We start from the raw sequence: 13,017 nt of genomic DNA on the forward strand, positions 1-13,017 counted from the left end.
GTTGGGATTCCTTCAATGAAAGCTGTGAGTTACAGAAGGCTGTAGAAAATTACAAGGAACGCTTTGGGTTTTATCCCGAAGCAATCTTAGCAGATAAAATCTACCGCAACCGGGATAATCGTTCATATTGCAAGAAAAATGGCATCAGATTAAGCGGTCCACCGCTGGGACGCCCACCCCGGGATGAGCCGACCAAATAAAGAGCTTGAAAAACGAAGATATGAAAGAGCGCAACGAAATCGAAGGTGGTTTTGGAGTAGGCAAACGCAGATATGGCCTAGCCCGGATCATGGCGCGCCTGAAAGAAACAGCTGAAAGCGTAATCATGTTACAGTTCCTGGTAATGAATTTGGATCGGAGGCTGCGGTCTCTTTTTTGCCATTTTTTATACACCCTTTTGGAAGGTATATTTGGTCAAAAAGCAGATAAAAAACAATCTGCTATGTTTTTTAAACCCTTAAGAGTTAACTTTGGCAGTTATTAAATTGTCTAAGAGCGGTTATAAATATTTTGGGGACTGTTCAGCAAGCCCTACATACTAACTACCAAAGGGAGAGTGATGACACATCAATATTACTTTAAACTGGATACTATAGGGGGGTTATATGTTGAATAGCAATCGACCATGCGGATGGGCAGGAACAATTTCGTCTTTTTTAAAAATAGAGAAACCTAAAGATGAATGGTTAGTGTCCCTAAAAAAGCATCATAAACGTTGCATGGGTGAGTCTGCTAAATCAAGCCAAATCAGTGCTTGGCGCGATACATATAAAATAATATCAAATACATTAGAGGAACTAAAAAAGACCAAGCCTGGATCCGCCAACTGGTCCATTATCTTTGAATATGAGCTTCCGAGAGAGCGCGGACGCCGACCCGATGTCTTGATCCTAGCAGAGTATAGCATTTTGGTCTTGGAATTTAAAGGCTACAACTATCCACTACAGGCTCATTTAGACCAAGTAAAAGCCTATTCCCGCGACCTGAAGAATTACCACGCAGGATCCCATGATGCCGAGATTATGTCAATACTGGTTCTTGCTAGCTCCCATTCCAAAGAAGTAGAAAACATTGAGGGTACATTTGTTGTCTCTCCGAACTCTCTTATCAAAGCAATTAATAATCTTATTACCGAAGAACATGATTTATCTATTAATTTAGAGGAATGGCTGGCAGCGGATTATTCACCCCTTCCCTCACTGGTAACTGCAGCACGTACCATTTTCCAAAATGAGCCTTTGCCTCAGATTAGGAGAGCCCGAAGTGCGGGTATCCCAGAAACCATTGAAGAATTGGTCAGAATTGTTGAGCTAGCTCATGACAGGAAAGAAATGCACATAGCCCTGGTTACTGGGGTTCCAGGTTCAGGAAAGACTTTAGTTGGCCTCCAATTTGTTTATGCTAACCATTTTAATGACGAAGGTAGCAGCCGCAGGGCTGTCTTTCTTTCTGGAAATGGTCCTCTAGTAAAGGTTTTACAACATGCTTTGCGCAGCTCGGTTTTCGTACAGGATATTCATGGCTTTCTAAAACAATACGGAGGAAACCAAAACCGGGTACCTGAAGAACATATCTGGGTTTATGATGAAGCTCAACGCGCATGGGATGCCGATCGGGTAAAAAAGAGCCCACGTGGAAAATCAATTTCGGAACCGGAAGATTTTCTATTAATTGCGGAACGATTAGGGGACTGGGCATTTATGGTAGGGCTGATTGGTGAAGGTCAGGAGATAAGTTGGGGGGAAGAAGCGGGGCTTGCCCAGTGGAACCAGGCTATTAAGAGTGTAGATCTCTCCTGGATTGTACATTGCCCGACTCATGTAGCAGATTTATTTACGGCTGCTAGTCAGGTTTATTCGAACGACTCTTTGAACTTAACGACGAGCTTACGAACGCATCTAGCGGAAGATGTACAACTATGGGTATCACAATTATTGGAGGAAGAAATACAATTAGCAGAAGGGACTGCAGCGGAAATATTTAACCAGGGTTTCGATATGTATATTACTCGGGATCTGGAAGTAGCTAAAGCATATGTCCAGTGTCGCTACCAGGGAGAATTAGATAAACGTTATGGACTATTGGCATCATCTAAAGCCAAGAATTTAAGTAAATATGGGATTGCAAACGGCTACATTTTCACTAGAAATCTTCGCGTAGGTCCATGGTATAATGACCCACCATATTCCGATCGTTCTTGCTGTCAACTACGCAATGTTGCAACTGAATTTGAATGCCAAGGGTTAGAATTGGATTTACCTATTATTGGCTGGGGAGATGATTTGCGATGGTCCAATAACTTGTGGCAAAGTTCCCCTCAAGGTCGTTCCAAAGCTCGTGATTACCATCAATTAGTAATTAACAGCTACCGGGTTCTACTAACCCGGGGAAGAGATGGATTTGTAATATTTGTTCCGCCAACGGCACAGATGGATGAAACATATAGCGTTTTGACTGAGGCAGGTTTATCTATATTATGTGACAGGTGTCTCGTTTAGGAGGAATTACTTTTGTCTACCCAAAAAATAACCCTTGCTCAACTAGAGAATTTTCTTTTCAAGGCTGCCGATATCCTGCGGGGCAAGATGGATGCCTCGGAGTATAAGGAATTTATATTTGGCATGTTGTTTCTCAAGCGTTTGTCTGATGAGTTTGATCTCAAGCGTGAACAATTGAGAAGGGAATATGCACATCTCAAAGATTCGCCAGAACTTATTGCGGAAATACTTGAAGACAAAACATCCTATGGTGAAACCTTCTTTGTCCCACCCCGTGCCCGCTGGCATGAGCCCTGGGTCGACGAGGATGGTGAACTTGTTCCGGCGTTGAAGGATCTAAAATATGATATAGGCAACATGCTTAACAAGGCGATTGCTGAAATTGAAGATGAAAATGATGCCCTAGCTGGGGTACTTAAAAACAACATTGATTTTAACGCAGTCAAAGGCAAAACCAAGATTCCTGACCAGAAGTGGAAAGACCTGCTGGATCATTTTAATGATCCTAAATTTGTGCTGGTCAATGACAATTTCGAGTTTCCGGATCTGCTGGGTGCAGCCTATGAATATCTGATCAAATACTTTGCAGACAGTGCGGGCAAGAAAGGTGGAGAGTTTTATACCCCTGCCGAAGTTGTGCGCTTACTTGTACAGCTTACTAAACCCGAGGCGGGAAATGAAATCTACGACCCTACAGTTGGTTCCGGCGGTTTTCTTATTCAGTCCTATCAGTATGTGGAGGAGCAGGGGGAAGACCCCAACGATCTCGCTCTTTACGGCCAGGATTCCAATGGTACCGTGTGGTCGATCTGCAACATGAATATGATCCTTCATAACATCACCCGCTTTACTATCGAGAACGGGGACACTCTGGAAAACCCGCTGATTTTAGAAGACGGCCGGGTACGTCAGTTTGACCGTGTCTTAGCTAATCCGCCTTTTTCACAGAACTACAGTCGCGCCAACATGAAATTTCCTGAACGTTTCCGCGAATGGTGTCCCGAAAAAGGCAAAAAAGCCGACCTGATGTTTGTCCAGCACATGCTGGCCAGCCTCAAGCCCCGTGGTCGTATGGCTACCATCATGCCCCACGGTGTGCTCTTTCGCGGTGGCAAGGAAAAGCTGATTCGAGAAATGTTAATCAATGATGATGTGATTGAGGTTATTATAAGTCTGCCCCCGGGACTTTTTTTACGGCACTGGCATACCCGCCTGTGTGCTGGTTTGCAATAAAAGCAAGCCGGATGCTCTGCACGACAAGATATTATTTATCAATGCCGACCGTGAATATGCTGAAGGCAAGGCCCAGAACAAACTTCGGCCCGAAGACATTGAAAAGATTGACTTTGTCTTCACTAACAAACGAGAGGTTCCTAAATACAGCCGCCTGGTAAGCAAAGATGAAATCATAGAAACCCATGACTACAACCTCAATATCCGCCGTTATGTGGACAATACTCCAGATCCTGAACCAGAGGATGTACAGGCACACCTGATTGGCGGCATACCTGAGGCAGAAGTGGCCGCTCATGCTGGAGATTTTGCCTGTTTTGGGGTTCAGCCCGAAACACTCTTTGTTCCCCTGCGTTCCGGCTATCTTGACTTTTGTGAATCCATCACTGACAAGCGAACTATCAAGGATACCTTGGAAGCTGACCCGGCGCTTCAGCAGACACTTGCTGATCATTTTGCCGCGCTAGAAGACTGGTGGGCAGTGGCCCAAGACGACTTAACCGGGCTGCAAAATGGCGACAAGATACCTGAAGTACGCCGCACGATGTTGACAACACTCAAAAACAAGCTGATTCCCCTGCGTGTATTGGATGAGTTTAAGAGCGCTGGAGTGTTTGTGAACTGGTGGCAGAAGATACGTTACGATCTTAAGACGATTATCTCCACCGGCTGGCACCACAGCTTAATTCCTGATGACTATCTAATTGCAGAGTTTTTCCAGGTAGAGGCTGATCAGATAGAAGAATTGGATGCTCAGATCAGTGAGGCGCAAAGCGAGCTGGATGAGGCAGTGGAAACAGCGCAGGAAGTGGCTGGCTATGAGCCCGATGAAGACGAGAATGTTACTGTAACGGTTATCAAAAGGGTTCTTAAAGATTTAATTGACGACCTCAAGGACAGTAAAGGAAAATCTGCTGGTAAAGAGCTTGCAGCCCTAAAGGAACAAGATGAAACCATCAAGGCTATTGAAAAACGCATTAGGGACAGCAGGGCTGCCTTGAGAGCCAAAAAGAATGAACTGGAAATCAAAATACAGCTTAAGCGCCTGGGTAGCGATAGTTTCAAGGCCGAAAACCGAGAGCTGATCCGGCAGATAGATGCCCAGTTAGCTCAGTTGGATAGCAGCAAAAAGGCAGACAAGAGGAAGATCAATGCCCTGAACAGGGATAACACCGTGCTGCAAACACGCCTGGATGAGACCGACGGTATGCTTACCGCTATCGGTGGACGGCTTAAAGAGGAAGAAGCTCGTCAACTGATCCTGAAAAAGCTTTATGATATGGCAAATTATGAACTGAACCGTTACCTAAATGCTGAAAAGCGTGAGTTGATCAAGGTGGCGGAAAATCTTTGGGATAAATATGCTATCTCTAGCCGCGAACTGGAAAGGGAGCGAAATGAGACACTGGAGACGCTGGATGGGTATTTGAGAGGGTTGGGGTATGTATAAGAAAATTCCATTAAAGGAGATCGCAGAGATCAATCCGTCACGACCCAAGTTTACCTTGAAGCATGAAACTGAGGTTTCGTTTATTCCGATGAGTGATGTCACCGATAATGGTAGATGGAGCAGAAGACAAGTTCGTCAGTACCAGGAGGTATGTAGTGGTTATACCTGCTTCCTAAATGGTGACGTTTTGTTCGCTAAGATCACACCTTGCATGGAAAATGGTAAGGGATGTTTAGTAACCGAACTAAAGAATGGCATTGGTTTTGGCTCTACTGAGTTTCATGTTCTTAGAGCTAGAACCAAGGGCGATCCGGGATTCATTTATCAATGGTCAACATATCGGCTCTTTCGGCTACAAGCTGCTGCATCTATGACAGGTTCAGCAGGTCAACAACGTGTTCCTGCTTCTTTTCTTGAGACGTTTAATATGCCTGCAATCGATAAACCCGAACAATCCAAAATCGCCGAGATCCTCTCCACGGTGGACCGGGTTATTGAACAGACCGAGGCGTTGATTGCCAAGCAACAGCGCATCAAGACCGGCCTAATGCAGGACCTCCTTACCCGCGGCATTGACGAACACGGTAACATCCGCTCGGAAGAAACACACCAATTCAAAGACTCCCCACTAGGCATGATTCCGGTGGAATGGGAAGTTGTACCTTTAGGCATTGCGGTAGGGAGAAATAAAGGTTCGGTGCAAATAGGACCATTTGGTAGCCAGCTTCATGCGGAAGACTATAAGGAAGTAGGGATACCAATTATTACTGTTGAGCATTTAATGAAAAACAGGATATTACATAAGAATTTACCCCTTGTCGGTGAAGATGATTATCGAAGGTTAGTTAAATACACGTTACGCGAGGGGGACTTAGTTTTTAGTCGTGTTGGGTCCATAGATCGTTGTAGTTATGTTAGCAAAGACGAAGATGGCTGGTTGTTTTCTGGTCGCTGTCTTCGTGTTAGAAGTGGAAAAGAGATAAATAGTAGATATCTTAGTTATCAACTTAACTATGATAATGCCCGTAATTGGATATTGAACAATTCTGTTGGAACAACAATGGCATGCCTCAACACAAGTATTTTATCTATGACACCAATTGTCTTACCGCAGCAAAGCGAACAAGTAAAAGTTGCAGAAATTCTTGACTCAATTTCTGATGCTATTCAATATCAGTTGTCTAAAAGATTCAAATTAGATTCCCTCAAAACCGCCCTCATGCAAGACCTGCTCACTGGCAAGGTGCGTGTCACGCCTTTGCTGGACGAAACGGAGGTGATCAATGATGAGTCAGGACAGAACATCTCAGTACATCAAGATCGACGAGCGCAACCATGTGGAGAAACCACTGCTGGATCAGCTTGCGGGGCTGGGGTGGGAGATTATTGATCTTGACAGTACGCAGAGCCCGGCAGACAGTTATCGCCAGAGCTTTACCGAGGTGGTGATGCTGCCGGTTTTGCGTGAGCAGCTCAAGGTAATCAACCCCTGGCTGGCAGATGATCAGGTAGAGGAAGTGGTCAAGCAGCTGACCGCCAGCTTTCTTGGTACAGATCTCATCCAGAACAACCGCCATGTTTTTAATCTGCTGCTGGAAAACACCAGTGTCAGTGAGAACCGCCGGACCGGTGAAAAGAGCCCTACGGTGCGTTTTGTGGACTTCAAGCACCGGGACAACAACTGCTTTATAGCGGTCTGCCAGTTTAAGGTGCGTATCCTGGGCACAGAGCACCATATCGTCCCGGATATCGTGTTGTTTCTGAACGGCTTGCCGGTGGTGGGGATCGAGTGCAAATCACCCAGGGTCAACGATGCTATTGCTGAGGCCATTGACCAACTCCTCCGTTACAGCGAGCAGCGTGGTGTCAAAGGCGAAGGCAGTGCACCGCTATTTTATTATAACCAAATAGTTATCGCCACCTGCCGCAACCAGGCTAAGTTTGGCACCATCACCACCCATAGTGAAAAGCATTTTTACCGCTGGGCGGATCCCTACCCCCGTACGGTGGATGATCTTGAACACGGCAGCAGCGGCCCCAACGACCAGCAGCGTTTGGTTGCCGGGATGCTGGACCGCGATAATCTGTTAGACCTCATCTGCACCTTTACCTTATTCTCTACCAACAATAAGGGCGAGACACTCAAAATTGTCGGCCGTTATCAGCAGTTCCGTGCTGTCAAGTTGGCGATCAAGCGGCTTCTGGAAGGGCAAACCCCGCGGGAGCGCAGCGGTATCATTTGGCATACCCAGGGTTCCGGAAAATCTTTAACTATGATGTTTATGGTGCGTGAGATGTATCGCCACCCCCAGCTCTGCCAGTGGAAGGTCGTCTTTGTTACCGACCGCACCCAACTGGAAGATCAGCTTGCCGAGACCAGCCAGAGTATTGGCTTCACTGTCAAAGTTGCTGATAGTATCAAGAAACTGAAAGAACTACTGCGTTCGGACTCCTCAGATCTGGTGATGGCCATGATCCATAAGTTTCGTGAAGCTGAGCTGACCGAAACCTTCCCAGAGCTGAATCCCAGCCCGAACATTCTGGTGATGACCGATGAGGCGCACCGCTCACAATACGCCTTGCTCGGGGCAAACTTTGACAAGGCTCTCCCTAATGCTGTCCGTATCGGCTATACCGGTACACCTATTGACAAGACCGAGCGGGTCTTCGGCGACTATATCGACAAATACACCATGCGCCAGTCCATTGAAGACGGTGTGACCCTGGAGATCGTTTACGAAGGCCGTACCCACAATGCCGAAGTACCTGACCAACTGGGGATGGACATTGCCTTTGCGGATGTGTTCAGCGATTACGACCTTCAAGAGCGCCTGCAGATCCTGGGCTATGGTTCCCGTCAGGCCTACCTGGAGGCTGAGCCAACCATCGCTGCCAAGGCTGAAGATATGGTAAACCACTACCTGACCCATGTGTTTCCTAATGGTTACAAGGCACAAGTTGTAGCCACCTCCCGGGAGGCGGCAGTGCGGTATAAAGAACACATTGATGCCGCTTTGGCTGCTGTTATTGCGGATCTTGAAAAGGCCAATCCGAACAGGTCTGACCTGGACCAACTCAAGAGACTGAAAACAGATGTTATTATTTCCGGCGGCCACAACGACCTACCACACCTCAAGGCCTATTCAGATGAGTCTAAACATGAAGCCAGTATCAAAAGCTTTAAGCTGTCCCTTGGTAGTGAAGATGAGGGTGTCACCGGCGATATGGGCATTTTAATAGTCAACAACATGCTTCTTACTGGCTTCGATGCGCCACTGGAACAGGTTATGTATTTGGATAGGATCCTCACTGACCATAATCTTCTACAAGCCATTGCTCGTGTCAATCGCGTGAGCGGTGTGGCTAAGGACAAGGGCTTTGTGGTTGATTATGTGGGAGTTGGCCACCACCTGAAAAAGGCGATTGACATCTATGATGAGCGGGAACAGAAAGAGATCATCGACTCCCTCAGTTTTCCAGAGGAGGAGCTGCGTGAGCTCATTGCCAAACATGCGGCTATTATGGATCTGCTGATACGGCATGGCCTCATTGACCTGACAGATCATGATGCATTCTTCGACCTCTTCTATGATGAAGACATACGTTTCGAATTTATGCTGGCCTTCAAAGAGTTAACCAGATCCTTTAACCTGGTTTTTCCCGCTAAGGAAGCCCTGGATTACGTGGACGACTACAAGGCACTCACTGAGATCAATGTGCTGGCCGGGAAACACTTCCGTGACGAACGACTGAGCATGAAGGGCATCCCTCCCAAGCTACGCAGCATTACCGACACCTATTTGGAATCAAAAGGGATTGAGTTAAAGGTCAAGCCCATCTCTATCCTGGATGAAGACTTTGAAAAACAAGTGGGCAAGCGCAAGCGCAGCAAAACCAAGGCTGCAGAGGTAGAGCATGCCATTCGCCATCACCTGGATGTTGACATGGACGATGATCCCGACCTGAGGGCTTCTTTTGCCGAAGCACTGACTGCTATTCTTGAGGAGTTCCGCGATAACTGGCAGAAGATCTATGAGGAGCTGGAAAAGCTGAGGCAGCGCATTATCAATGCCAGTAAGGAGCCTACCTATGGACTTCATAGGAAGAAACAAATGCCGTTCTTTCGAATGTTTCAGCGGGAGATATTCGGTGAAGGCAGGTCCATGGATTGGACAGATGCCAGGGTTGCAGAAAATCCAGCCCATTTTGGCATGAGTCCCGAGGACAGGGTTAGCTGCCTGGTAGACCTTACCCAACAGGTATATCTGGTTGTAGAGCGTGAACTCAGGCTGACCGGGTTTTGGGAGAGCATCCCTGCTCGCAACAAATTGAAGGCTGAGCTTCAAAAGGTACTGCTCTCACGGGAGTTTCTGAGGCTTCCCGGAATATTTGAAAACCGTGCCCATATCATCAGCCGCATCATGGAGATTGCCGAGAAAAATAATGATATAATCCTCTACGCGGAGGGATAAATATTGGAACTGACCTACACAATTCAAAGATCTCCAAGGAGACGCAAGCTGACGATTACTGTTGAGAGAGATCGCAGTATTGTTGTTCACGCACCGGAAGGAATCTCTGATGAGGAAATCCATAAGGTGGTGTCCTCAAAACGTCAGTGGATTTATGAAAAACGCAGACATCCTCAGAAATATCATGATTTGCCCCACCCGCCCGGAAAGGAACTCGTCAATGGTGAATCAGTCTTATATTTAGGGCGTCAATACCGCATCGAGGTTGTCGAAACCGACTTATCCGAAGTTCAATTTAACCGGCGATTTTTGATCCCGGCTATAAAGATGCCCCAAAGAGCAGAAGCACTGCGGGATTGGTATATCGACAAAGCCAAAGAAAAGATTATTCCCCGTGTTAAGCTGCACGCCCGTTCACTTGGTGTCGAGGTTTCTGAGATCAAGATTGTCGATGCCCACTATCGCTGGGGCTCCTGTACCCCAAAAAACAACGTCAATATCAACTGGCGTTTGATTAAAGCACCTATGTTTGTCATCGACTATGTAATTATCCACGAACTGGCACATTTACTAGAGCCCAATCACACCCCTCGGTTTTGGAATATCGTCCACACCCAGGCACCCACCACGGATAAGGCAAAAATCTGGTTAAAAGAGCATGGACAGCTGCTGGAACAGGGGATATGAAAGCACTATTGTAGGAGCTGAAATGAATCTATGGCGTGCATAGGAAGAAGTCTTTACCATTGTGCTTTAGTAGAGATTATTAATAAGGTTGGTTATCAATTAGAAATATTAAGAACAGGTAAGTTTATTATCTATAAGGATAACAGAAAAATATATGTAGATATGTCTGGAAGGAATCTGCCTTATTATGGGCGCAATGGGGCAGAGGGGTTTCCGTGGGAGACCTATATTAAACTAGAAAGATTGGACAATGTCGAGCGCGAGGCCAAAGAATATGGTGCAGAAGCTTGGATCGCATATTGTTATGCTATATTATCTGAAGACTATTATAGCTATTTTAGTACAACTGTAAATATTAAAGGTCGGAAGTTTGGTGCAAAATTTATTGATACAGAATCTTTTAGGAGATATATGCAAGAGCGCTCACCCCATAGCTGGGATGCTGTTGATTTACCTCGAGATAGAGTGCCATTAATAACTGTAAACCCCGAAAAGATATAATACCCTCTGTTTATACTCCATTCTACTGGTTGAAATACATCTTGAATAGGATATGGAACTACTAATACAGAATAAAACACCTAATCCTGATCCCGCTAGATTTTAACAAAGAACATACCGGGTGATGCCGAAATTCAATGAGTGTTCTGCAGTTACGGTGTAGGTAAACGCCTGGTTATCGTGTGCTATTGGGGGTAAAAAATACATAGGCTAGTGTGATTCGAATGCTAAAAAAGTTACTTCAAAAGGAATGGCGGAAAGTACTCGCTACAGGATGTGTACTTTCTATAACAAAATCATCTAGGATGATTGCAATTGAAAGTGGTTTGCCTTTTGAGCAGTGCAAGAAAAACCTCATGAATTTTCTTTTAAATGAAGAAAGGGCACTGTTTCTTAATGAAAACCAAGTGATAGATATTTGTGTTTTGGGGGATAAAAGCATTCAATCGGTTCAGCATTTATATCAAATATTTAAAAGAGAATATATTATTAAGTGTAGACAGGATCAAAGCAGACGGGATCAAACAATTTTTATCCCTAATCTTGTAGCTGAGGCAACGAAGTGTGAAGGCCATAGTCCAAATAATGTATTGCAAAACCAAATATCAGAAATCATTTCGTTATATGATACATGGCAGCAATTCCGTGGCGATGCTCAAAGGAAAAAAGCGCAAAGGGAAGGATTATACTTAATTCTAAAAGAAAAAGGAGCACCTCAACAGTCACGGGATATTTATTTAAACGCATGTTTTCTTCCGATCTTCTTTAATAATAATGAGGCTCATAATGCCTTAGCATCATCTAAACGTTTTCATAGGCTACTTTGGGATCACTGGTCCTGTAAGCCAACCTCCCCTGAGGATGTTATATGTCTCCATCAGTGGTTATGGAAAAGAAAAAATTTTTGTGGGGGACATAAAATTCTTAATGATTTGTTGGGTAATTATCTTCGGAAAGCAAAACAGTTTACGATAGATGATCTAGAATTTGGCCTAAAAATACTTGGTTTTAGTATTAACCGTGTAATATTAGAACACATCCTAATATATGCATTTAATTGTCATAGGGTCTCCTATGCTAGCTGGACTACAGATGAAGGGGATCCTTTTTGTTTTATTCCCAATTTTAAGGTAGTTTGGGAGCGAACACTTCAGCTATGGAGACAAAACTTAAGCGAAAAGGAAAAATATATACTTAATAATAGGATCTTGAAAGGTCAAACGCTTGAGGAAGTCGGTAATGGGATAGGTTTAACACGTGAGAGAGTGCGACAGATAGAGACAAGTCTTTTAAAGTATCTTTCTCATCATACGCGAATGTGTTATTTAAAACCTTATTTTGATTGGATTTGGGAGTTTCTGCAAAGGGAAAAGATCATTAGTCTTGAAGAATTCGGTGTTTTGCCTGGTCAATATAAATTATTTGATCTTGCAGCCTCAAAGTTCGGTAAACTTAAAAAAGGTATAAGTAGAGTGCATCGGGACATTGTTGTACTGCGTTCTGTATTTGTTGACTTTACTGGACTTGCAAGCAGGATTGCGAAGGACAGCGATTGCTTTTTAGACTTGTATGAACTGGTATTAAAATTGGGTCTACAAGAAAAAACGTTCCAATGTAAAAAGATTCTTGAAGAAGTTTATGGTTTGTTGGAAGTGGAAGAAGGGATTTATTATTGTAACGATATACTTGTTCCCGAGAATCGAAAAAAACTTTCGCTATGTCTTGATGATGAATTTTTCTTGACATTATACTATGCTCGTAGGCCGCTTCATTACACGGAGATGAAGCAAGTTGCAGAAAGGATTAGTCTACCCTTTAGCTTGGTAAAGGAAAAGAACATACTGTCCGCAATACAAAGAAGTCCTAGGATAAAAAGAGTTGCCCCCGGAACATACGGTCTTAAAACATGGGAAATCGCTGATCACATATATCTTAAAGACCTCGTTTATGTTGTGTTGAAGGAGTTAAACAGGCCGCTTACTCTTGAGGAAATTTATCAAGAGGTACAAAAGCGTAGACATGATGAAATCAGCCGTACGTCAGTCTATGCATATGTAAATACACATCCTAGAATTATGTATACTACTGACTAAAAATATATATTAGAAGACGTGGGTGAGGGACGATTAATTTAAGAGTCTTAAGAAGTTTGAATCTAAAATCGCAAGAGTAATTA

Annotated in this window: 8 protein-coding genes and 1 pseudogene; all 9 read left to right on the plus strand. The window is 44.5% G+C overall.

Going from position 1 to position 13,017, the window contains the following annotated elements:
• Positions 1-484 (plus strand): annotated as a pseudogene (locus SSCH_RS17595) (transposase); the annotation flags it as partial.
• 121 nt (positions 485-605) lie between these two features.
• Positions 606-2,498: a DNA/RNA helicase domain-containing protein gene (locus SSCH_RS09100; protein WP_044665189.1), complete on the plus strand. Its 1,893-nt coding sequence runs from the start codon at positions 606-608 to the stop codon at positions 2,496-2,498.
• Positions 2,499-2,510: 12 nt separating this feature from the next.
• The gene (locus tag SSCH_RS21000) at positions 2,511-3,731 is read left to right on the plus strand and encodes a type I restriction-modification system subunit M (protein ID WP_198142336.1); all 1,221 of its coding nucleotides are present in this window, start codon (positions 2,511-2,513) and stop codon (positions 3,729-3,731) included.
• Positions 3,715-5,181, plus strand: a complete 1,467-nt coding sequence (locus SSCH_RS21005; protein ID WP_269746163.1) for an N-6 DNA methylase — start codon at positions 3,715-3,717, stop codon at positions 5,179-5,181. The genes SSCH_RS21000 and SSCH_RS21005 overlap by 17 nt, the downstream gene beginning before the upstream one ends.
• Positions 5,174-6,571 carry a restriction endonuclease subunit S gene (locus SSCH_RS16685; protein ID WP_052835505.1) on the plus strand — a complete coding sequence of 466 codons (1,398 nt, stop codon included), beginning with the start codon at positions 5,174-5,176 and terminating at the stop codon, positions 6,569-6,571. Before SSCH_RS21005 ends, SSCH_RS16685 begins: the two co-directional genes overlap by 8 nt.
• Positions 6,465-9,653 (plus strand): type I restriction endonuclease subunit R, encoded by a 3,189-nt coding sequence (locus SSCH_RS09115; RefSeq protein ID WP_198142337.1) that lies wholly within the window; start codon positions 6,465-6,467, stop codon positions 9,651-9,653. The genes SSCH_RS16685 and SSCH_RS09115 overlap by 107 nt, the downstream gene beginning before the upstream one ends.
• A 3-nt stretch (positions 9,654-9,656) precedes the next feature.
• Complete coding sequence (locus tag SSCH_RS09120; protein ID WP_044665191.1) at positions 9,657-10,340, plus strand: M48 family metallopeptidase; 684 nt, start codon at positions 9,657-9,659, stop codon at positions 10,338-10,340.
• 30 nt (positions 10,341-10,370) lie between these two features.
• Positions 10,371-10,841 carry a hypothetical protein gene (locus SSCH_RS09125; RefSeq protein ID WP_044665192.1) on the plus strand — a complete coding sequence of 157 codons (471 nt, stop codon included), beginning with the start codon at positions 10,371-10,373 and terminating at the stop codon, positions 10,839-10,841.
• 305 nt (positions 10,842-11,146) lie between these two features.
• Positions 11,147-12,934, plus strand: coding sequence for a sigma factor-like helix-turn-helix DNA-binding protein (locus SSCH_RS09130; RefSeq protein ID WP_198142338.1), 1,788 nt, complete (start codon positions 11,147-11,149; stop codon positions 12,932-12,934).
• The last annotated feature ends 83 nt before the right edge of the window (positions 12,935-13,017 follow it).

The organism is Syntrophaceticus schinkii (genome assembly GCF_000946815.1).
GTDB lineage: Bacteria > Bacillota > DSM-12270 > Thermacetogeniales > Thermacetogeniaceae > Syntrophaceticus > Syntrophaceticus schinkii.

Coding starts and splice junctions, on each gene's coding strand:
- SSCH_RS09125 (WP_044665192.1), top strand. CDS start 10,371: ATGGCGTGCATAGGAAGAAGTCTTTACCATTGTGCTTTAGTAGAGATT.
- SSCH_RS09115 (WP_198142337.1), top strand. CDS start 6,465: ATGATGAGTCAGGACAGAACATCTCAGTACATCAAGATCGACGAGCGC.
- SSCH_RS09100 (WP_044665189.1), top strand. CDS start 606: ATGTTGAATAGCAATCGACCATGCGGATGGGCAGGAACAATTTCGTCT.
- SSCH_RS09130 (WP_198142338.1), top strand. CDS start 11,147: ATGATTGCAATTGAAAGTGGTTTGCCTTTTGAGCAGTGCAAGAAAAAC.
- SSCH_RS16685 (WP_052835505.1), top strand. CDS start 5,174: ATGTATAAGAAAATTCCATTAAAGGAGATCGCAGAGATCAATCCGTCA.